This window comes from Ascidiaceihabitans donghaensis (assembly GCF_900302465.1).
Taxonomy (GTDB): Bacteria; Pseudomonadota; Alphaproteobacteria; order Rhodobacterales; family Rhodobacteraceae; genus Ascidiaceihabitans; species Ascidiaceihabitans donghaensis.
The window spans coordinates 2,452,987-2,474,861 of the sequence record NZ_OMOR01000001.1 but is presented as its reverse complement, the minus strand read 5'-3'; the positions used below and the strand labels follow the sequence as shown (position 1 = coordinate 2,474,861).

20 protein-coding genes are annotated in these 21,875 nt (G+C 56.4%); 12 read left to right on the top strand and 8 right to left on the bottom strand.

Features of this window, described 5'->3' with window-relative positions; genetic code table 11:
• Positions 1-48: 48 nt before the first annotated feature.
• The 5 genes from ASD8599_RS12340 (at position 49) to ASD8599_RS12320 (ending at position 6,972) form a co-directional block, all read left to right on the top strand.
• The gene (locus tag ASD8599_RS12340) at positions 49-1,896 is read left to right on the top strand and encodes an ABC transporter ATP-binding protein (protein ID WP_108828818.1); all 1,848 of its coding nucleotides are present in this window, start codon (positions 49-51) and stop codon (positions 1,894-1,896) included.
• A gap of 1 nt (position 1,897) precedes the next feature.
• Complete coding sequence (gene argE, locus ASD8599_RS12335) at positions 1,898-3,064, top strand: acetylornithine deacetylase (protein WP_108828817.1); 1,167 nt, start codon at positions 1,898-1,900, stop codon at positions 3,062-3,064.
• A 79-nt stretch (positions 3,065-3,143) separates the two neighbouring features.
• On the top strand, positions 3,144-4,487 hold the full coding sequence (locus ASD8599_RS12330) for an NAD(P)/FAD-dependent oxidoreductase (RefSeq protein ID WP_108828816.1): 1,344 nt from the start codon (positions 3,144-3,146) through the stop codon (positions 4,485-4,487).
• A 98-nt stretch (positions 4,488-4,585) separates the two neighbouring features.
• A complete protein-coding gene (locus tag ASD8599_RS12325; protein WP_108828815.1) occupies positions 4,586-5,755 on the top strand; it encodes a M20 aminoacylase family protein in 1,170 nt (389 codons plus the stop codon).
• A 53-nt stretch (positions 5,756-5,808) separates the two neighbouring features.
• Positions 5,809-6,972: a M20 aminoacylase family protein gene (locus ASD8599_RS12320; RefSeq protein ID WP_108828814.1), complete on the top strand. Its 1,164-nt coding sequence runs from the start codon at positions 5,809-5,811 to the stop codon at positions 6,970-6,972.
• Between the two features lie 39 nt (positions 6,973-7,011).
• On the opposite strand, the gene ASD8599_RS12315 is transcribed toward ASD8599_RS12320, so the two are convergent.
• Genes ASD8599_RS12315 through moaA form a run of 3 tightly spaced genes read right to left on the bottom strand, consistent with a single transcriptional unit; the run spans position 7,012 to position 10,339 of the window.
• Positions 7,012-8,055 carry a glycosyltransferase family 4 protein gene (locus ASD8599_RS12315; protein WP_108828813.1) on the bottom strand — a complete coding sequence of 348 codons (1,044 nt, stop codon included), beginning with the start codon at positions 8,053-8,055 and terminating at the stop codon, positions 7,012-7,014.
• Positions 8,052-9,332, bottom strand: a complete 1,281-nt coding sequence (locus tag ASD8599_RS12310; protein WP_108828812.1) for a 3-deoxy-D-manno-octulosonic acid transferase — start codon at positions 9,330-9,332, stop codon at positions 8,052-8,054. The genes ASD8599_RS12315 and ASD8599_RS12310 overlap by 4 nt, the downstream gene beginning before the upstream one ends.
• On the bottom strand, positions 9,332-10,339 hold the full coding sequence (moaA, locus tag ASD8599_RS12305; RefSeq protein WP_108828811.1) for a GTP 3',8-cyclase MoaA: 1,008 nt from the start codon (positions 10,337-10,339) through the stop codon (positions 9,332-9,334). The genes ASD8599_RS12310 and moaA overlap by 1 nt, the downstream gene beginning before the upstream one ends.
• An 86-nt stretch (positions 10,340-10,425) precedes the next feature.
• Here moaA and ASD8599_RS12300 point away from each other — a divergent pair, with 86 nt between their 5' ends.
• Positions 10,426-10,926, top strand: a complete 501-nt coding sequence (locus ASD8599_RS12300; protein ID WP_108828810.1) for a hypothetical protein — start codon at positions 10,426-10,428, stop codon at positions 10,924-10,926.
• Positions 10,927-11,057: 131 nt separating this feature from the next.
• Complete coding sequence (locus tag ASD8599_RS12295) at positions 11,058-11,591, top strand: peroxiredoxin-like family protein (RefSeq protein WP_108828809.1); 534 nt, start codon at positions 11,058-11,060, stop codon at positions 11,589-11,591.
• Between the two features lie 12 nt (positions 11,592-11,603).
• Here ASD8599_RS12295 and ASD8599_RS12290 read toward each other — a convergent pair whose 3' ends face one another.
• From ASD8599_RS12290 to glmU, 4 genes are read right to left on the bottom strand one after another with little or no spacing between them, the layout of a single operon-like run.
• Positions 11,604-12,284, bottom strand: coding sequence for a DNA alkylation repair protein (locus tag ASD8599_RS12290; protein WP_108828808.1), 681 nt, complete (start codon positions 12,282-12,284; stop codon positions 11,604-11,606).
• Entirely contained in the window at positions 12,281-12,847 is a 567-nt protein-coding gene (locus ASD8599_RS12285; RefSeq protein ID WP_108828807.1) for a pyridoxamine 5'-phosphate oxidase family protein, read from the bottom strand. The genes ASD8599_RS12290 and ASD8599_RS12285 overlap by 4 nt, the downstream gene beginning before the upstream one ends.
• 10 nt (positions 12,848-12,857) lie before the next feature.
• Positions 12,858-14,678: a glutamine--fructose-6-phosphate transaminase (isomerizing) gene (gene glmS, locus ASD8599_RS12280; RefSeq protein WP_108828806.1), complete on the bottom strand. Its 1,821-nt coding sequence runs from the start codon at positions 14,676-14,678 to the stop codon at positions 12,858-12,860.
• 2 nt (positions 14,679-14,680) lie between these two features.
• Entirely contained in the window at positions 14,681-16,027 is a 1,347-nt protein-coding gene (gene glmU, locus ASD8599_RS12275; RefSeq protein WP_108828805.1) for a bifunctional UDP-N-acetylglucosamine diphosphorylase/glucosamine-1-phosphate N-acetyltransferase GlmU, read from the bottom strand.
• A 140-nt stretch (positions 16,028-16,167) separates the two neighbouring features.
• Between glmU and ASD8599_RS12270 the strand changes: the two genes are divergently transcribed.
• A complete protein-coding gene (locus ASD8599_RS12270) occupies positions 16,168-16,833 on the top strand; it encodes an HAD-IA family hydrolase (protein WP_108828804.1) in 666 nt (221 codons plus the stop codon).
• Between the two features lie 75 nt (positions 16,834-16,908).
• Entirely contained in the window at positions 16,909-18,120 is a 1,212-nt protein-coding gene (locus ASD8599_RS12265; protein ID WP_108828803.1) for a DegT/DnrJ/EryC1/StrS family aminotransferase, read from the top strand.
• A gap of 59 nt (positions 18,121-18,179) precedes the next feature.
• Here the strand turns inward: ASD8599_RS12265 and ASD8599_RS12260 are convergent, their stop codons facing one another.
• On the bottom strand, positions 18,180-18,668 hold the full coding sequence (locus ASD8599_RS12260) for a pyridoxamine 5'-phosphate oxidase family protein (protein ID WP_108828802.1): 489 nt from the start codon (positions 18,666-18,668) through the stop codon (positions 18,180-18,182).
• 218 nt (positions 18,669-18,886) lie between these two features.
• Between ASD8599_RS12260 and ASD8599_RS12255 the strand changes: the two genes are divergently transcribed.
• Genes ASD8599_RS12255 through ASD8599_RS12245 form a run of 3 tightly spaced genes read left to right on the top strand, consistent with a single transcriptional unit; the run spans position 18,887 to position 21,818 of the window.
• Positions 18,887-20,050, top strand: a complete 1,164-nt coding sequence (locus ASD8599_RS12255) for an isovaleryl-CoA dehydrogenase (RefSeq protein WP_108828801.1) — start codon at positions 18,887-18,889, stop codon at positions 20,048-20,050.
• Complete coding sequence (locus tag ASD8599_RS12250) at positions 20,050-20,340, top strand: hypothetical protein (RefSeq protein WP_108828800.1); 291 nt, start codon at positions 20,050-20,052, stop codon at positions 20,338-20,340. The genes ASD8599_RS12255 and ASD8599_RS12250 overlap by 1 nt, the downstream gene beginning before the upstream one ends.
• Entirely contained in the window at positions 20,337-21,818 is a 1,482-nt protein-coding gene (locus tag ASD8599_RS12245) for an AMP-binding protein (RefSeq protein WP_108828799.1), read from the top strand. The genes ASD8599_RS12250 and ASD8599_RS12245 overlap by 4 nt, the downstream gene beginning before the upstream one ends.
• The last annotated feature ends 57 nt before the right edge of the window (positions 21,819-21,875 follow it).

Below are 21,875 nucleotides of genomic sequence, written 5' to 3'. Positions count from 1 at the left end.
CGTAGCGTCGCGTAACATTGATTTTTCCAAAGACCTTGAGGACATAGGATGCTCGATACGGCCGACGCGGCGCAACCGGCACAAACCATTGCAGAAATTGAGGGTTTGCGGGTCGAATTCCAAACCAAAGACGGGCCGGTGGTCGGTGTCAAAGACGTGTCTTTCAACATCAAGTCGGGCGAAACGGTCTGCGTTGTCGGAGAATCAGGGTCGGGAAAATCCGTATCTTCGCTGTCTTTGATGCGTCTGGTAGAGTTTGGCGGCGGCAAAATTGCGGGTGGGCGCCTGTTATTTGATCGTAAGGATCACGACAAAGTCGATTTAGCCGACATCGACCCCGAGATTATGCGTGGCATTCGTGGCAACGAGATCGGGATGATCTTCCAAGAACCCATGACGGCGCTGAACCCCGTGTTTACGGTCGGGCGTCAACTGACCGAAGGGCTGCGCCTGCATCGCGGCATGTCCAAATCCCAAGCCAACACGCGCGCCCTTGAGCTGATGCGTCAGGTGCGGATCCCCGAACCCGAACGTCGCCTAAAGCAATATCCGCATGAATTGTCAGGCGGTATGCGCCAGCGTGTTGTCATTGCCATTGCACTTGCCTGTGAGCCGCGCCTGCTGATTGCGGATGAACCGACCACAGCACTTGATGTGACCATTCAGGCCGAAATTCTGGCCCTGATGGATCGTTTGAAGCGCGAAACAGGCACCGCGGTGATGTTCATTACCCATGACATGGCGGTGGTGGCCCAAATGGCGGATCGGGTTGTCGTCATGTTCCGCGGCGAGAAGGTCGAAGAAGGCACCGTCGAAGAAATTTTCGAGAATCCGCAGCATCCCTACACAAAATCGCTTTTGGCAGCGGTCCCCAAGCTGGGCGAAATGACCGGCAAAGAATATCCCGAACCCATGGTCTTGATGAACAGCCGCAATCCGTCGGCGGGTGTCCCCATCAAAGGCACAGACGAGGTGCTGCTAGAGGTGAAAAACCTGACGACGCGCTTCCCGGTTAAAGGCGGGTTTTTCCGGCGCACTGTGGCCAATGTTCACGCCGTTGAGGATTTGTCATTTTCCATCAACAAGGGGCAAACCTTAAGTCTTGTAGGTGAATCTGGGTGCGGCAAATCTACAGCGGGCCGATCCATTTTGCGGCTGGTTGAACCGCAGGCGGGTTCGATCAAAGTGGGCGACACCGACATCATGGCGCTCAGCCACAAAGATCTGCGCGACAGCCGTCTGGACATGCAGATGATCTTCCAGGATCCGTTTGCCAGCCTGAACCCGCAGATGCAGTTGTCAGATCAGGTTGCGGAACCCATCCATAACTTTGGCACTTTAAAAGGGGCTGCCATCCAACAACGCGTTGAGATGCTGTTTGACCGTGTGGAGTTGCCGCGCAGCTTTATGCGCCGTTTCCCGCATGAATTGTCCGGTGGCCAGCGTCAGCGCGTGGCGATTGCGCGCGCATTGGCTTTGAACCCCAAGCTGATTATCGCAGACGAAGCCGTGTCGGCGCTGGATGTTTCGGTGCAGGCACAGGTTTTGAACCTGATGATGGAATTGCAATCCGAACTGGATCTGTCGTTTTTGTTCATCTCGCATGACATGGCCGTTGTCGAACGCGTCAGCCACAATGTGGGCGTGATGTATCTGGGCCGCATCGTAGAAATGGGGCCACGTGCCGCTGTGTTCGAGAATCCGCAACATCCCTACACCCAAGCGCTGATGAAAGCGGTACCTATTGCGGACCCAAGAAAGCGCAAAGATGAAAAAGATCTGAACTTTAAACCGATCCCGTCGCCGATCCACGGGCTGGATTACACCGCTGAACCGTCGGTCTACAAAGAAGTTTCGCCGGGTCACCAAGTGCTTTTGACTGACAGCGGATACTGACATGACCCTACGAATGGCGCCGCTGGACCTGATGACCAAGCTTATCAGTTTTCCAACGGTCAGCAGCGAAACCAATCTGCCTTTGATCGATTGGGTGGAAGATTACCTATTGTCTCACGGGATCACGGCACATCGTTGGCCGGACCCCGACCAACCCAATAAAGCGGCTTTGTTTGCCCATGTCGGCCCTGAAGTCGAGGGGGCAGTGGTATTGTCGGGCCACACGGATGTGGTGCCTGTCGAGGGCCAGCCATGGGACACCGACCCTTGGACGGTGGTCGAGGCGAAGGGGCGCTTTTACGGGCGCGGCACCTGTGACATGAAAGGCTACGATGCGCTGGCGATCTGGGCGCTGGTCGAGGCGCATTATGCTGAATTGCGCACGCCGATGCAGCTTGCACTCAGCTTTGACGAAGAGGTCGGCTGCACGGGCGCGCCGCCTATGATCCGGGCTATGCAAGGGGTGGTGCCAAAGGGCAGCACAGTTATTGTGGGTGAGCCGTCGATGATGAAAGCCGTCACAGGCCATAAAGGGGGCAATGCGTGGCGCACCCATGTGATCGGGTTCGAGATGCACTCGTCTTTGCAAGACCGCTCTGTCAGCGCCATCCACGAAGCAGCCCGCTTGATCGGTTGGGCCAACGACATGAACGAAACCGCTGCTGCAGCCACGCCGGGCCCGATGGCAGCCATGTTCGATCCGCCCTTCACCACCTGGCACGTGGGCACCATTCAAGGCGGCACGGCCGACAACATCACGGCCAAGGACTGCCATTTCAACATGGGATACCGGGCTGTGCCAGGTGACGACACGGACGCGTTGGACAAGGCATGGCTGGATAAAGTGGCACAGGTCGAAACAGCAATGAAAACAATCCGCCCCGAGGCGGAGATCAGATTGACCCCGAAGTTTGCCGTCCCCCCTTTGTTGCCTGAAGATATGGGGCGCGCTGAAACTTTGGCCCGGGCGTTGACCGGTGACAATGGGTCCCATGTTGTCAGCTATGGCACTGAAGCGGGGCAGTTTCAGGACGCTGGTTATTCCGCCGTGGTCTGTGGTCCTGGTGACATCGCACAAGCACACCAGCCCAACGAATACATCGAAGTGGCACAATTCGAGGCGGGCCATCAGTTCATGCGCGATCTGGTGACGCGCCTTTGTCAGTGAAACGGCGCGCTTGGCTTCACCAAGACGCCCCGCCCACCGACCCGTGTCATGTCCTTTAGGATCATAAACAGGTAAAACAGTGAAATTCCCGATCTCAGAAGCCACCCTTGTTACGTATCCCGGTCCCGTCCCAACGGAAGTGGACGTTGTTGTGATTGGTGCCGGTGTCATTGGCGTATGCACGGCACTTTTTCTGGCGCAGGACGGACACAAGGTCGCGCTGCTGGAAAAGGGCCGCATCGCGTGTGAACAATCCAGCCGCAATTGGGGGTGGATTCGGCAGCAAGGGCGCGACCCCGATGAGCTGCCCATCACAGCCGAAGCCAACCGTTTGTGGCGTGAACTGGCAGCCCAAACCAATATCGACATTGGTTTGGTACAAGGCGGTGTGACCTATCTGGCGGAAACGGCCGAAGAAATGGAGACCTATGCAAACTGGTTGCCACACGCCAAAACACATGGGGTCGACAGCAGACTGTTGAGCGACGCTGAGATTGCGCAGGTGTTTCCAGGGATTTCGCGTCGGTTTGCAGGTGCGCTCCATACACCCAGCGACATGCGTGCAGAACCTTGGGTGACGGTGCCCGCTTTGGCCGGAATAGCGGCCCGCGCAGGTGTTACAGTTGTTGAAAACTGTGCAGTGCGTTGTCTGGACCGCGAAGCGGGTCGTGTCAGTGGCGTTGTGACGGAAGCAGGCGTTATAAAAACAACACAGGTTGTTTTGGCAGCTGGGGCGTGGTCATCCCTGTTTTTGCGCAACGAAGGAATATCGCTTCCACAGTTAAGTGTCCGCGCCACAGTGGCCGCGACCCATCCCTTGCCCCATCTGTCGCAAGGGGCTGCGGCTGCTGAAAACGTCGCGTTTCGTCCACGTAGCGATGGCGGGTATTCGCTGGCAGCAGGCGGGTTTCATGAGCTGTTTGTTGGTCCGGATGCGTTTCGCGCATTGCCAAAATTCTTAACACAACTGAAACAGGACCCTTTCGGGACCCGTTTCTTGCCCAAAGCACCCAAAGGATTTCCGGATGCGTGGGGCACGAAACGCAAATGGAAGGGCGATGCGCCAAGCCCGTTTGAGGAAATGCGTGTCCTTAACCCACTGCCAAACCAGAAAAAATTGACTGACTTGTGTCGCGACTTCGCAGCATTGTTTCCGCAAATGGGCGATGTCACACTGAAAACAGCATGGGCGGGAATGATCGATACGATGCCTGATGTGGTGCCTGTGATGGACCGCGTCGACGCCCTGCCGGGGTTGACCATTGGAACCGGGTTTAGCGGTCACGGGTTTGGGATCGGACCGGGGGCGGGCAAAGTGCTGGCAGGGCTGGTCACTGGTGCAGATGTGGCGCATGATCTGACACGATTCAGGTTGAGCCGCTTTTCGGATGGCTCCCCCATGGACATCGGCCCCTCTGTTTAGGCCCCATCTGTCCAGAACCGCCAAATCAAGGTCCGACAGGTTAGGGCGTATCACATAAGGGCCTTTTCCATCGGGGGCTGCGTTTTACAGGAGATACTATGCCGATCAAAAACCGTTTTGCCGAAACCCATGCCGACATCACAGCATGGCGTAGGCATTTGCACGAGATTCCCGAACTTGATTTCGATTTGTTCGAGACCTCGAAATTCGTAGAAGAGCGTCTGCGCAGTTTTGGCATCACTGACATCACGACAGGTGTGGCGAAAACCGGTTTGGTTGCTGTGATCAAAGGCAAAACCGACACAAAAGGCCGTGTGATCGGGTTGCGCGCCGATATGGATGCATTGCCAATCGAGGAAGCGACGGGGTTGGATTATGCCTCAAAGACCCCCGGCAAAATGCACGCTTGTGGTCATGACGGACACACTGCGATGCTGTTGGGGGCGGCGCAATATCTGGCAGAGACCCGTAATTTTGACGGGACAGCTGTGCTTTTGTTCCAACCGGCCGAAGAGGGCGGCGGCGGTGGCCGTGTGATGGTTGAAGAAGGCATCATGGATCGCTTTGGTGTTCAAGAAGTCTACGGCATGCATAATATGCCTGGGCTGAAGGCGGGAGAATTTGCGATTTGCAAAGGGCCTTTGCTGGCGGCGACTGATGAATTTGTGCTGACAGTCACGGGGCAGGGTGGCCATGCCGCTGCCCCGCATGAGGCGGTTGATCCAAATGTGGCGTCTGCCCATGTGATCTTGGGGGTGCAAAGCATCGCATCACGTATCACGGACCCTTTGAAGCAGGTTGTGGTGTCAATATGCGCGCTGCATTCTGACACTGACGCCCACAATGTGATCCCGCAATCGGTCACCATGCGTGGCACTGTGCGGACCTTGGATGCGGGTGTGCGCGATTTGGCTGAAACCAGCTTGAAACGGATTGTGGAGGCCACGGCTCAGGCCCATGGCTGCACGGCGGATGTTGCCTATGTGCGCGGGTATCCTGTGACCGTGAACGCCGACGAAAACACCGATTACGCCGCCGAAGCCGCAGCCGCGGTGGCTGGGTCTGTGATTACCGATACGCCACCGATCATGGCGGGCGAAGATTTTTCCTATATGCTGGAAGCCCGCCCCGGCGCGTACATCATGGTCGGCAACGGGGAAGAGGGCGCAACGGTGCATCACCCGGCATACGACTTTGACGACGATACCATTCCAGCTGGATGCAGCTGGTTTGCTGAAATGATTGAACGGCGCATGCCTGCGGCGTAAACACGGCGATTTTCCAAAGTGCCCATGACAAGACAACACGAAAAGAGGTTCCTATGCCCGTAAAAAACCGACTTGCCGAACTGCATGACGACATCACTGCTTGGCGTCGTGATATCCACGAACATCCTGAAATCCTGTTTGAAACCCACCGCACCAGTGCATTGGTGGCCAAAAAACTGCGCGAATTTGGCTGTGACGATGTGGTTGAAGGGATCGGGCGTACGGGTGTGGTCGGTGTGATCAAAGGGAACGCGACCGGGTCCGGGAAGGTGCTGGGCTTGCGGGCGGATATGGATGCGCTGCCTATTCATGAGCAAACGGGATTGCCTTATGCCTCCAAGACAGACAACGCGATGCATGCGTGCGGGCACGATGGGCACACGGCCATGTTGTTGGGGGCTGCGCAGTACTTGTCGGAAACCCGTAATTTTGACGGGACAGTCGTTGTCATTTTCCAACCCGCAGAAGAAGGCGGCGGCGGCGGGCGCGAGATGTGTGAAGACGGGCTGATGGAGCGTTTTGGCATCCAAGAGGTGTACGGCATGCACAATTGGCCAGGCCAACCCGTGGGCAGTTTCGCAATCCGCCCAGGGGCGTTCTTTGCAGCGACAGACCAGTTTGAAATCCTGATTGAAGGATTGGGAGGGCACGCGGCCAAACCACATGAAACGGCAGATCCCACGATCATGGGAAGCCAGATTGTGATGGGTTTGCAAACCATCGCCAGCCGCAATGCCGATCCGGTTGATCGATTGGTGGTATCTGTGACCTCCTTTGAGACATCGTCAAAAGCATTCAATGTCATTCCACAACGCGTGCACCTGAAAGGGACAGTGCGCACGATGTCAGCTGAAATGCGGGTTCTGGCCGAAAAGCGCATTTACGAGATTTGTGAAGGCACAGCGACTGCATTGGGCGGCAAAGCAGAGGTTGTTTACCACCGGGGCTATCCCGTCATGGTCAATGCCGAAGCCCAAACCGAATTCGCAGCGGAGGTGGCCAAATCGGTGTCGGGCCAATGTGATGAAGCGCCTTTGGTTATGGGGGGCGAAGACTTTGCCTATTTGCTGGAAGAACGCCCCGGCGCGTATATTCTGGTGGGTAACGGCGATACTGCGATGGTGCATCACCCTGAATACAACTTCAACGACGAGGCCATTCCGGCCGGATGTTCGTGGTGGGCCGAAATTGTCGAACAGCGTATGCCCGCAAGCTGATTGGCAGGCGTGGGGTGCACCAAGGTGCACCTTACGTCCCTATCGCCCAGCCAGCATTTGCCCTGCCAGAATTTGCCCTGACAGTGTTTGATAAACAGTGTCGATCCCGTCTGCCTCGGATTGAATGCCAAATCCTGCACAGGCCATGACCCGTGCCTGTGCGCCCATCCTTTCAACATTGCCGTTTAGAATATGATCCGCTGCTTTTGTGGCTTGGCCTACGGTGCCCACGATGGTTCCTGCAATCCCGTCGGCCGTGAATGCGCGGTAGTACCCTGTGTCCGTTCCCACAAAAGGCACTGCTGATGCCATGCCTTCCAACGGGACCATTCCATAGCCTTCGTATGTGGGCAGTTGCACCACCAAAGACAGCGCTTGCATCAGTTTTGGCAGGTCCGGTGACGGGATTTCACCCACAAACAGGATGCGGTCGCTTAGGTTGGCCCGCGCGATGACGGACTTCAGCTTGTCTTGAAACGCCTGATGTGATCGCGATGCCTTGCCCACCACCAACGCCACAGCGTCCGGGTGGTCACGCAGCAACGGCAGCATCGCAGTCACAAACTGATCGGTGCCCTTCTCGGGCCGCACCCGTCCGATTGTCGCGATGCCCCGTTTGCCGCCATACCCCAAAGCCTGCCAAGCCGCGGCCCTGTCAGCGGCTGGCACATACAGGTTTGTGTCAACGCCATGCGGTACAACTGCGCGGACATGGGGCACAAAGGAAGCGGCCGCATCCGTGGTGGCAATGACTGCATCCATCCGGCTGATCAGCCAACGGGGAAACGCGGAATGGCGGCGAATGGCGGCGGACGTGAACACAATTTTGATAGGAAGGCGCAGCACATCACGCGCCCAAAGTGCCGCACGCATTTCAGTGTTGCGCCGCACGTGCCAAATGGCGCCGCCACGTGACAGCGCACGGGCCTGTTTCACCGTGGTCGGAGCGGGGCAGCCGGGCAGGGGACGACCCACCAAATGCAAGTCGTACCGCCCGGCTTGTGCTTTGACGACATTGGCTGCCGTCGCTGAAACGCCTGTGAAGTTCTTGTTAAAGTTGGTGACGAACAGCTTGTGTTTCATACGTTCAGGTCCAACCCGTCGATCAGTGCATTTGCGATGCTGTCCAGGGTGTCTGCCTGACCGCCTGCAAAGTCACGCGCGGCCTGCCTTGCTTGGGTCAATGCGACAGGGTGCTCAAACCAGTCTTGCGCCAGTTGGGCGAGGTTCGCACCGCTGCTGACCAAGCGGGCACCGCCTGCAGCCTCAAGCTTTGCATAGGTGTCGGCAAAGTTATTCACGTGTACCCCGGACAACACCGCAGAGCCCATATGGGCGGGTTCATAAGGGTTGTGCCCGCCAATCGGTTTGAGAGAACCGCCCAAAAACACAAAAGGCGCCAATGTGTACCACAGCCCCAGTTCGCCTAGGGTGTCGGCCAGATAGACTTGCGCTTGGGGTATGTCGCCAGTGCTGCGCCGCGACAGGCTTAGACCCAAATCTGTGACCAGCTTGGCGACTTCTAGTCCACGTTCAGGATGACGGGGGGCAAGGATCAAGCAGAGGTCCGGTTGGGTTTCGAGCAGTGAAATATGGGCTGTCAGCACCTCTTGTTCTTCGCCCGGATGGGTCGAACAGGCCGCCCAAACGGGGCGTGGTCCCAAAGCGTGCTGCACATCCAACAAGGATTTGCCATGCACTGGCAAAGGCGCGGACAGCGATTTCAAGTCAACGCCTTTGCGTGTTTTATCTGGCTGTGTGCCAAGTGCGATCAGTTGATCGGCCAGCGCATTGGTTTGTGCAAACACCAGCGAAAACCCTTCCAACAGGAAGCGCGCGGTTTTTGGCCGTTTGGCCCAGCGTTTCAAGGATCGTTCCGACAACCGCGCATTGACCAGCGCCATCGGCACACCAGCTTTGCGGATGTGCACAAGCATATTCGGCCAAAATTCACTTTCCACCAACACAAACGCATCGGGCCGCCACGCCCTTAAAAAACGCTTCAACGGACCGGCGCCATCAAGTGGCACAAACTGGTGCTGGCATCGCGGTGGCATACGTTTGGCAATCAGGCTGGCAGAGGTGGGGGTGCCGGATGTGATTAAGAATCGTGCTAGGGGCAAAGCACGGCCCATAGCTGCGATCAGCGACAATACCGACAGGCTTTCGCCAACAGACGCGGCATGAAACCAGATCAGCGTGCCGCCTGGACGTCGTTCTGTCGCGTGGCCCAGAACCTCATGGGCACGATGGGCAGAAATGCCTGCACGGCGCAGTTTTTTGACCCTTGCGCGTGCAGCAAAGGGCAAGACCAGCGCTGTGGCCGCCGCATAGGCGCGGTAAAGGCCTGTGGGCTTCATTACCCGCCTGTGTGGCTCATGTGGCGCGGCATTTGCCCGTCCAGCGTTTGGCGGGAATAGTCAAAATCATGCCCTTTCGGCTTCATAGCGATTGACGCGCGAATGGCGTCCTCAAGGGGGCCATCGTCACCCGGGTGGGCGCGAAGGGGCGCGCGCAAATCGGCCATGTCCTCTTGACCAAGGCACAGGTAAATTTCCCCAGTACAGGTGATGCGCACGCGGTTACAGCTTTCGCAGAAATTATGCGACAACGGCGTAATAAACCCGATCTTTTGCCCTGTTTCCTCCAGACGGACATACCGCGCGGGTCCACCTGTGCGTTCGGCCAAATCGGTTACTGTATAGTGCTTTGCATATTCGGAACGCACATCTTTCAAAGACCAATATTGCCCCAAACGGTCTTCGTTGCCGATGTCGCCCATAGGCATGACTTCGATCCACGTCAGATCAAGGCCCATTTCGGCGCACCACTGTGTAATGTGTGGCAGTTCCGGTTCATTGAAACCTTTCAGGGCCACAGCATTGATTTTAACCTTAAGCCCTGCTTTCAGTGCCGCATCGACGCCACGCAAAACTTGTGGAAGGCGCCCCCATCGGGTGATGTCGGCGAATTTTTGATCATCAAGCGTGTCCAAAGAAATGTTCACACGACGCACGCCCGCTGCAAAAAGGTCATCTGCATAGCGTTCCAGCTGCGAGCCGTTGGTGGTCAGCGTCAGTTCCTTCAAAGTGCCTGCATCAAGGTGGCGCGACATGCTGTCAAAGAAGGTCATGATGCCTTTGCGCACCAATGGCTCACCGCCTGTGATCCGCAGCTTTTCAACCCCAAGCCCGATGAACGTCGAACACATGCGGTCCAGTTCCTCTAGCGTCAACAGCTCTTTTTTGGGCAGAAACGTCATATTTTCCGACATGCAATAGACGCAGCGGAAATCGCAGCGGTCCGTGACGGAGACACGCAGATAGGTGATGGCGCGGGCGAATGGGTCAATCAAAGGAGCGTTCATAGGATCATAGGTAAAGATGCGCCATAGGCTCGGCAAGGGGGGAAAGGTGATTGATGAGGTGCAAGGCGCACACTAAGGTCGGGGTTATGAAGAATATCTTTATATGCGCGGCGCTGGCCGCAATCTTGGCGAGCTGCGCGATAGTGCCAGATCGTTTCAAACCGAAAAACCGCGCAGAGGCAGCGCAAACGGCGGAAACGCAAGACACGGGCATCAGAACGGATATCAGCACTGGGGGGGCAAGTGAACAACAACGCCCCAAAAGCCGGCCAGACGGTGCCGCTGTTGACGGTACAGTTGCCGAAGCGGGTGCTTCCGACGTGGCGAACCCGCCTGCGCAAGCCAGCGGGGCTTTGGGAACAACTGTGGCATCCTTGGGCAGCCCGGCAGAGCCCGGTTTGTGGTTGAAAACCCCTTTGGTGAAAACCCAAACATCCGGCACCGTCAACTACAAAGGCACATCGGCCAAAGTCACCCTGATCCCGATCGAAGGCCCAAAAACAGCGGGAAGCCGCATGTCCTTGCAGGCGTTTCAAACCCTCGGTGCGTCGTTGACAGACCTGGTTGAGGTTGCCGTTTCAATCTAGGGTCAAGTTGGCGATATGGCAAAACCGTTCGATTACTGTGTCACGCCTTCGTGTTTGCGGGGCGGTTGATCTTGCGGCGATAATCTACAGGTTGTCCGAACAACAACACATGATTTGCCTTGGAGAAAAACATGCCTGAGATGAAGCTGGCCGCCGGAGCGGCCTTTCCCAATTTTGATGTGCCTCAATTCGGCGGTGGCACCTTGCAAGTGGGCGTGCCAACCGGTGGCCACGACTGGCAGATGGTTGTGGTGTACCGCGGCAAACACTGCCCGATCTGCACACGTTACCTGACCACAATAAATGACCTGTTGGCCGATTTTCATGCACAAGGCGTGGATGTTGTTGCAGTCAGTGCAGACAGCGCAGAACAAGTGGAAACGCAGTTGACTGATATTTCACCAGCATTTCCAGTGGGGTACGGGATGAGCATCGAACAGATGCGTGACCTTGGTTTGTATATTTCAACGCCGCGGTCTGATGCGGAAACCGATCACCCGTTTCCGGAACCGGGTCTGTTTGTGATCAATGGCGCAGGCCAGATCCAAATCTTGGACATCTCCAACGCACCGTTTGCGCGCCCGGATCTGAATGTAGTGCTGGGGGGCATCAAATTTGTGCGCAACCCCGACAACAACTATCCGATCCGTGGCACCTACGCCTAGACGTTTAGGCGCCTAAAATTTCAGGTATTTCGCCGCTTCCTTTGCGGCGAAAGGCTTCATTTGGGGGCCGTGTTGCGCCAAAAAGCTGCGCACGGCCTCTGCATCATGTTTGGACAGATCACGCAGCCACCACGCGATGGCTTTTTGGATAAACCATTCACGGTCAGACACATAATCTGCGGCCCATCCCAGAACGCGCTGCCGGATTTCCAGATCCAGCGGCTTGGGATGGTTCTGCTTGGTCCATGGCAGGGTGATCACCAAAGCCGCACGGCGGGTCCACATGTGGTCCGATGTTGTCCAGCTTTCGATGTGATCAATGCGTGAGGGATCTGCGATTAACCGCTTTTGCCCAGCCATGCAGGCGTGATCGGCAATCGCCCAACTGTCAAAATCATCCACCCAGGACGCGATAAGCCCCCACACATCGTCGTCGTCCTTGATGCGTGCCTGTGTCAGGAGTTTGGCCGCGGCAAGACGGGCCTCATAGATGTCTGTTTCCCAAAGGGCATCCGCCAGATCAACGCGTTCTTCCACAGTCATGTCCGCGCGCCATGCTTTGGTCAGATCATTGATGATGGGGTTTGCAATTCCCAGATAAACGCGGGGTGCTTTGTGGTAGCTTGCCGATTGTTCTGCTTTTTCAGCATCTTGGTGGGTGTTCAGTTGCTCTAGGGCGTCGTCTAGGGTCATGTGGGTGCGTCCGGGGAATTGGGGGCTAAAATATGGGTGGGCAAGCCATCCAGCGTATGCTGGTTGCGATCTTCCCAATAGGTCTGGATGCCGTCGGCCCCTTTGTCCTCTGCCCATTTGGTCAATACGTCGCGCGGGCCTTGGTGCTCAAAGAATGGCACGGCATAGCCGCAGCTGGTTTGCAGCATATCCACCTGCACGTCATATATTTGGCGGGCCGCGAAGGTTTCGGGAAACAATGCATTCAAAGCGTCAAATTCTGCGTCCCGTGGGTGCAGGGTTTTGGCAGTGCCATAGGCGCGCATGATCATGGGTCGCGCTTCAAATCCGCACCACATCAAGGTCATGCGTGGATGTAGCGCCAAATGGCCTGCCGTTTCATTTCCAGAACCGGTCAAATTACGCCACACGATGCGATTGGGGCCAAGGATGCGCAGGCTGTCCATGCCCTTCGGCGAAATGTTGACCTTACCATCAGGGGCCGCAGAGCCGCTGAAAAACATGTGTTGCGCTTCTATGAAGGCGCGGTGGTTGTCTGCGATGTGATCGAATTGCTTGCCCATTGTTTTCCAACTATTCCACTGTGACAGACTTGGCCAGATTTCGGGGCTGATCCACGTCTGTGCCTTTCGCTACTGCTGTATGATAAGCCAGCAGCTGTGCCGGGATCGCGTATAAAATAGGGGCCACGATATCCGGTGATTCAGGCATTTCGATAGAGGCCCAGACCCCCTCGCTTGCTTCCGCCAAACCCTTTGCGTCAGAGACCAGAACGACCTTGCCTTTGCGTGCCATGACCTCTTGCATGTTGGACACGGTCTTGTCGAATAGACTGTCTTTCGGTGCCAAAACGACAACGGGCACATGTTTGTCGATCAGGGCGATGGGGCCGTGTTTCAGTTCACCTGATGCATAAGCTTCGGCATGTATATAGCTGATTTCTTTTAGTTTTAACGCCCCCTCATGCGCGAGCGGGTACATTTGGCCGCGCCCCAGAAAAAGCACATCGCGGGCTTCGGACAATTTGCGGGCGGCCGTGCGGATGGCTTTGTTTTGTTCCAGTGCCGTGTTGATCAATGCAGGCACACCGCGCAAACTTGAGATGTGATCTGCCAACTGATCGTCGGAGATTTCACCGCGCACATGCGCCGCTTTCAGCACCATCATCAACAAGACTGTCAACTGGCATGTGAACGCTTTGGTGGATGCCACGCCGACCTCTATGCCTGCGTGGATGGGCAACGCCAAATCGCTTTCCCGCGCAATAGAGCTTTCGGGCACGTTGATCACAGACACGATTTTGTCGGCTTTGCCTTCGCAGTACCGCAGGGCGGCCAAAGTGTCGGCGGTTTCGCCAGATTGGCTGACAAAGATCGCGGCCGTACGGGAAGGGATGGGTGGCTCGCGGTAGCGGAATTCCGATGCCACATCGACTTCGACAGGAATACGCGCGATTTGTTCGAACCAGTACTTCGCAGTCAAACACGCCAGATAAGCTGTACCACATGCGACCATGGTCAAGCGGTCGATCTTTGTGAAGTCTATGCCAGGGTCGGGCAGGGTGATTTGACCGTCGCTGCCCAGATAATTGGCCAGCGTATGACCCAGAACAGTGGGCTGTTCCGCGATCTCTTTGGCCATAAAATGCTTGTGACCGGCTTTGTCCACGCGCGCGGCGTCAATTTGGATGGTCTTGATGGGGCGGTTGGCCAAAGTGCCATTTCCGTCGCGGATTTCCAAAGATGTACGGGTCAGAACGGCACGGTCGCCTTCTTCCAGGTAGGTGATGCGGTCAGTCATCGGTGCCAAAGCAATCGCGTCAGAGCCCACGAACATCTCGCCTTGACCGTGGCCGATGGCCAAAGGTGACCCTTTGCGTGCCGCGATCATCAAATCCTCTTCACCATCGAACAAAAACGCCAAAGCAAATGCGCCTTCCAACGCGTCGATGGTCTTGTTCACAGCCTCTACAGGCGACGCGCCCTGCGCCATGTGGTACTGGGCCAGCAAAGCGACGGTTTCGGTGTCGGTTTCGGTTTGCGGCGTGATGCCGTTGGACGCCAACATTTCGCGCAACTCGCGAAAGTTTTCGATAATGCCGTTGTGCACCACGGCCACGTTTCCCGATTGGTGGGGGTGGGCGTTCATTTCGTTGGGGGCACCGTGCGTGGCCCACCGTGTGTGGCCGATGCCTGATTTGCCGGCAAGCGGTTCATGCACCAGTTTGTCGCTTAGATTTACCAGTTTTCCCACGGCCCGCCGTCGGTCCAACGCACCGTTGTTGACAGTGGCGATGCCCGCGCTGTCGTAGCCGCGATATTCAAGGCGTTTCAGCGCTTCGACAAGGATGGGCGCTGCTTCATGGTTGCCCAAGACCCCAACAATTCCACACATTTTTAGCTGCCTCTGCTTTGTCTGGCCTTTTTGGCCTTTAACATATCGAACAATTTGCTGGCCATGCCCGGTTTTTCCACTTGCGGTGCGCGTGACAGCGCCAGTGCGTTTGGTTCAACGTCAGAAGTGATGACAGAACCGCTGCCTGTCATTGCTCCATCCCCGATGGATACGGGCGCCACCAGCATAGTGTTCGATCCAATGAAGACGCCTGAACCGATGTCGGTGTAATGCTTCATAACGCCGTCATAGTTGCAGGTGATCGTGCCCGCGCCGATGTTGCTTTTGGCCCCGACGCCTGCATCGCCGATGTAGCTGAGGTGGTTGACTTTGGCCCCTTCGGCGATCTGCGCGTTTTTGATTTCTACAAAGTTGCCGATGCGCACGTCCTCGGCCAATTCCGTGCCGGGGCGCAAACGGGCGTATGGCCCGATGATGCCGCCGCGCGCCACATGGCAGCCTTCCAGATGCGAAAACGCGCGGATGGTGGCGCCACTTTCGACGGTCACACCGGGCCCGAAGACAACATTGGGTTCAATCAGCGTGTCGCGCCCGATGATCGTGTCCAACGCAAAGTAGACTGTTTCAGGGGCGACCAAAGTCACGCCATCTTCCATCAATTCTGCCCGTTTGCGGGTTTGAAACAGCGCGTCAGCTGCAGCCAGTTCAGCACGCGAGTTGACGCCCAGTGTTTCGGCTTCATCACAGGTCACCACGGTGGCGGAATGACCGCTGCGCCGCGCCAAACCGATAACGTCCGTCAGATAGTATTCGCCCGACGCATTGTCGTTGCCTGTCTGATCCAAAAGGTCGAACAAAAGCGGCGCCGGTGCACAAATGACGCCGCTGTTGCACAGCTTTAGGCTGCGCTCGATCGGGGAGGCATCTTTGAATTCGACAATCCGTTCCAGTGACGTGCCATCCATGACCAACCGCCCGTAACGGCCCGCATCCGCAGGCTCAAATCCCAGCACGACGACGTCGGCCTCGGCGTCCAGCATCGCCTGTAATGTTTCGGGCTGCACAAAAGGCGTGTCACCGTATAGGATGATCGCTTTGCCTTCAAAACCGGTCAGGCTGTCTTTGGCCTGCAACACCGCGTGACCCGTACCGAGTTGTTCCGTCTGAAGAACAACTTTGGCCGTGTCATCATGGGCTGTTGCTGCTTTTGTGACCGCGTCTGCCCCGTGACCGGCCACAATGACGGTGTGTTCGGGATCCAGCGTCGCACCTGCGTTCATCGCATGCACCAGCATCGGCGCCCCCGCGATGGGGTGCAAGACCTTGGGATTTTCGGAATTCATTCGCGTGCCTTTGCCAGCGGCAAGGATAATCAGGGCAACGGCCATAGCGTTTTCTCTTTTGTTCTGCTCGTCTCCGTTTTATCCGTTTCCCCCGAAGGCACAAGATGCAGTGGCATCAAACAAGATTGCGGGTTGCAACATCGGCAAGCGGCAACATGCCGACACCAGACCAAAGGATAAGCGGAATGAAGACGGTAATTTTTGATTTGGACGGCACATTGGCAGACACATCCGGTGATCTGATCGAAGCTGCAAACGTTTGTTTTCGCGATATGGGCGCAGGCGATATGCTGGATCCGGTCTCTGATGCAGGCACAGCTTTGCGCGGAGGCCGTGCGATGTTGCGTCTGGGGCTATCGCGGCTGAACCGGGATCATGATATGGACACGCTTGATCGGTATTACCCTGTCTTGTTAGAGGCTTACGCCAAGGACATCGATAGCCGCACCGTTATGTACCCACGCGCAATGGACGCAGTTGAAACGCTGAAAACCCGAGGTTACGGCGTGGGTATCGCAACCAACAAGCCAGAAGGTTTGGCCGAAGAGTTGTTGAAGCGGTTGGGGGTGCGTGACGCCTTCGCATCCATGGTGGGGGCAGACACGCTGCCAGTCCGCAAACCCGACCCCGAGCACCTGTTCGAGGCGGCGCGCCGCGCCGGGGGTGATCCTGCCAAAACCTGTCTGATCGGTGACAGCGACACGGATCGCAACACGGCCAAAAATGCCAACGTGCCTTCAGTTTTGGTTACTTTTGGCCCCGCAGGCGGCGATATGGCAGCCCTGACCCCCGAAGCTTTGCTGCATGATTATGCCGATTTGCCCGACTTGATCGACAATTTGCTGGGCTGAACGTGCCATTTCCGCTTTGCGGAATATGACGCCGACACCTTGACCTTGCCCTTGCGCCTTTTCAGAACGGACACCATGACACAGCATAGCGACACCGAACATTTCACCGGCAGCTTCACCCAACAAGAGCCTATTCCGGAAGCGGGCATTGAAGCCGCATTGTCGATCCTGCGGCACGGACGGTTGCACCGATACAACACGGTGCCTGATGAGCTGTCCGAAACCGCGCTTTTGGAACAGGAGTTTGCGGCACTGACCGGAGCCAAATACTGCTTGTCTGTGGCTTCGGGCGGATACGCGATGGCAACAGCGTTGCGGGCTTTGGGTGTCGCACCTGGCGATACTGTGCTGTCCAACGCATTCACATTAGCGCCTGTGCCGGGTGCGATTGCATCGGTGGGCGCGAAACCCGTCTTTGTCGGGGTTACGGAAAGCCTGACCATCGATCTCGATGATCTTGAGGCCAAAATCGACCAAGCCAAAGTTCTTTTGCTAAGCCATATGCGCGGCCACATTTGCGATATGGAACGTCTGATGGCGATCTGCGATGCGGCTGGCGTCAAAGTGGTGGAAGACTGCGCCCACACGATGGGTGCTGCGTGGGGTGATGTGCCTTCGGGGCGGTCAGGCACCGTGGGCTGCTATTCGTGCCAGACTTACAAACATGTCAATTCCGGCGAAGGTGGGTTTCTCGTCACCGACGATGAACAGGTCGCGGCCCGTGCGATCATGATGTCAGGTTCGTACATGCTGTTTGAACGGCATTTAGCAGCCCCTGATCCATCGGTTTTCGCCAAGATCAAATACGAGACCCCCAACATTTCAGGTCGCATGGACAACCTGCGCGCAGCCATCTTGCGACCGCAACTTGCGGACTTGAATACCCAATGCCAGCGCTGGAACGAACGTTACTATGTTCTGGAAAACGGTGTGCGTGACACGCCCGGGATGCAGGTGATTGAACGTCCTGATGCGGAAACCATCGTAGGATCTTCATTCCAGTTTTTGCTGCTGGATTGGTCTGCGGATGCCATTCGCAAGGTGGTGTCACGTTGCGGCGCACGGGGCGTTGAATTGAAGTGGTTTGGCGCACCCGAGCCTGCGGCCTTCACCAGCCGCTATGACAGTTGGCATTATGCCGATCCGCAGCCTATGCCCAAGTCAGATCGGATCTTGCACGGTATTGTGGATATTCGCGTGCCTTTGACCTTTTCCTTGGACGATTGTGCATTGATCGCACGTATCATCAAAGCCGAAGTATCTGCGGTCTATCAGTCAGAGATATAAGAAAACTGGGGCTTTGTGCCCCAGTTTGTTTTTAGTGTGCTGCAATCAGGCCGTATGATTTAGGCCGCTTTGCGGAACACGATTGTTCCATGGTGACCTGCATCCGCTGTGTCGTCTGTCAGGTTCGCTTTGGCAACTTCGTACAAGAACGCCAATTTGCCTTCTGTTGCCCAGACTTCGGCTTTGGTCAGGTCCAGCCGTACCAGCTGTACGTTCGGATCGTCTTTGCCGTCTCTGAACCAGGCCGCAGCAAACACATTCCAGATGTCGTCCAGTTTGTTGGTGTCTGTGGACAGGCTAAGTTTGCCGTCAATGGCAGCGTACAGGCCTTCCTTGTCACTGGTCACGGTGTATTGCACGTCCTTGCCAGCGGCCGCGGCCTTTGCCACGTCGGTGTCCTTGGCGGTGATGAACCACATGACGTTGCCGTCTTCATCGTCGTCAGCGTAATGCGACATCGGCACTGTGCGGCCAAATCCGGTGGACAACATGCCCACGCGGGCGTCCTCAATACGGTCCCAGAATTCTTCTTTCAGATGATGTGACATGTGTCTCTCCTTTGGTCGTTTCGTTTCGTTTCGTTTCGTTGCGCTTCGGAAAGGTAACGCGCAGTGCGCCCAATCGTTCCGACAGGTGGCATCCTTCGAAACATCTTGACCCGTTTGCACGGGTCACGTTAAGTAATGAACAACTGTTCAATAAATCTGATCTGAAATTCGGTATCCAGCAATCCGATATTTATCAATCCGACGGGGGAAGACGCACGATGTTCAATGCGACCATGCAATTCGATTTGGGTGAAGACGTAAATGCACTGCGCGAGATGGTGCATCGTTGGGCGCAAGAACGCGTCAAGCCTATGGCGGCTGACATCGACGCAAAAAATGCCTTTCCGCCAGAACTGTGGACCGAAATGGGCGATCTTGGCCTTTTGGGGATCACCGTGGACGAAGACTACGGCGGGGCTGGCATGTCATATCTGGCCCATACTGTCGCTGTCGAAGAAGTGGCCCGTGCCAGCGCGTCTGTGTCACTGTCTTACGGGGCGCATTCCAACCTGTGCGTCAACCAGATAAAGCTGAACGGCACCGAAGACCAAAAACGCCAATACCTGCCCGGTTTGATTTCCGGCAAACATGTCGGCGCATTGGCGATGTCCGAGGCGGGGGCGGGATCTGATGTGGTTTCCATGAAACTGAACGCGGAAAAGCGCAACGATCACTATCGTTTGAACGGCAATAAGTACTGGATCACCAACGGCCCGGATGCCGACACACTTGTGGTCTACGCCAAAACGAACCCCGATATGGGATCCAAGGGCATCACGGCCTTTATCATCGAAAAATCCATGACGGGCTTTTCGACGTCGCCCCATTTCGACAAGCTTGGGATGCGCGGATCAAACACAGCCGAGCTGATCTTTGACGACGTGGAAGTGCCCTTTGAGAATGTGTTGGGCGAAGAGGGGCGCGGTGTCGCCGTTTTGATGTCCGGTCTGGACTATGAGCGTGTTGTGCTGGCAGGGATCGGCACCGGTATCATGGCGTCCTGTCTGGATGAAATCATGCCTTATATGGCCGAGCGTAAGCAATTTGGACAACCCATTGGCAGCTTCCAGCTGATGCAGGGCAAGATGGCGGATATGTACACGGCGATGAATTCTGCCCGCGCCTACGTCTATGAAGTCGCCAAAGCCTGCGATCGTGGGGATGTGACGCGGCAGGACGCAGCAGCGTGTTGTTTGTATGCGTCAGAGCAAGCCATGGTGCAGGCGCATCAGGCCGTGCAAGCCATGGGTGGGGCAGGGTACTTGTCCGACAACCCCGTGGGCCGCATTTTCCGCGATGCCAAACTAATGGAAATTGGCGCTGGCACATCCGAAATCCGCCGCATGCTGGTGGGGCGCGAAATGATGGGTGCCATGGGCTGATGCCACGCCAAGTGCTTCTTACGGTGTCGGGGCTGGTGATGATGGCGGCTGCGGGCGGGCTTTATCTGGGCCGTCAACAGGCCGCATTGTCCGAAACAGAAGTCATAAATGCCATTGCCGATCGTTATGTTGCTGAAACAGGCGGCGCACACAGCGATTGTGTCGCGCGGCCTGCTGACGATGTCGGGGCATGGTTGGTCATCAGCTGTGGGACCGCGTCCAGCATCAGCCAGTATTGGGTAGACCGCACAGGGCGTTTGGTTACGCCGACTGCAGGCCCAGACGCATGATGACGTCAGCACAAAATATGGCCATGCAGTGTTTGGATCACCCAGAAGATCAAACAGCGATTGTGGACGTGTCACACGGTGTGCGGCGTGATGTCAGCTATGGCAAGCTGAAGGACATGGCCGACGGGATTGCGCGTGCATTACTGGCGAGGGTTCAAGCAGGCGACCGCGTGGGGGTGTTGCTCAGCCAAAGCCCATGGTGTGCTGCGGCCCATATCGCAATCTGGAAAATAGGCGCAATATCAGTGCCTTTGTTCAAACTGTTTAAACACGACGCCTTGCAGTCGCGCATATCTGATGCCGGCATCGACATCGTTTTGACGGACGGTGAAGGGGCGGCTTTGGTGGACGGGCTGGCCACAGCCTGGTTGGCAGAAACTTGTGGCGTCGTTGGTGCAGTGGTGCCGACCCAAACGGTGGATCACAAAAGCCCCGCGATCATAATTTACACCTCTGGCACAACCGGCACAGCCAAAGGTGCGTTGCACGGTCATGGCATACTTGCAGGGCATTTGCCCGGCGTTTCGGTCAGCCACAATCATCTGGGCCATCCAGACGATTGCCTTTGGACCCCTGCAGATTGGGCCTGGATTGGCGGTTTGTTTGATGTGCTCATGCCCGGCCTTGCCTTGGGGGTGCCAGTGGTCGCTGCCAGAATGGGAAAATTTTCGGTTGAGGAATGTCTGCACATCATCCGCCAAGGTGCTGTCCGGAATGTGTTTTTTCCGCCCACGGCCTTGCGGATGCTGAAAGCGGAAGGGGCGCGGATCGATGGGTTGCGGTCTGTGGCCTCGGGGGGCGAACCGTTGGGCGTGGAAATGCTGGCGTGGGGGCGTGACGCCTTTGGGCTGCAGATCAATGAATTCTATGGCCAGACAGAATGCAACATGACGGTCTCAAGCTGCGCTTCTGATTTCCCCGCAGCCCCGGGGTGCATCGGTAAGCCTGTTGACGGTCATGAAGTGCAAGTGGTTGATAAAGATGGGAACACGACAGATGCGGAAGGGGATATTGCGGTCAAACGTGGGTCTCCCTCGATGATGTTGGAATATTGGCAACGCCCGGACGCGACGTCCGAGAAATTTCGTGGTGACTGGATGCTGACGGGCGATCGCGGTATCTGGGAGGGTGACTATCTGCGTTTCGTGGGCCGTGAGGATGATGTGATCACGTCTTCGGGTTACCGCATTGGACCTGCTGAAATCGAAGACTGTTTGCTGACGCACCCTGATGTAGTGACCTGTGGCGTTATCGGCAAACCCGATGCGCTGCGCACCGAAATTGTGAAAGCTTATGTTGTGTTGCGGGAAGGGGCCGTACGGGACGCCGAAGCACTTCAAATTTACGTGAAAGACCGGCTTGCAAGCTATTCATATCCAAGAGAAATCGAATTTTTAGAGGGCTTGCCGATGACGGTAACGGGCAAAGTGATCCGTAAGGAATTGAAGGCAATGGCAATTGCAGAGTCTCATACATGAGCGCAAGCAAGAGGTCAGTCGGCTTTGACCAAAAGGAACGTTTTCGCGTTCAAGTGC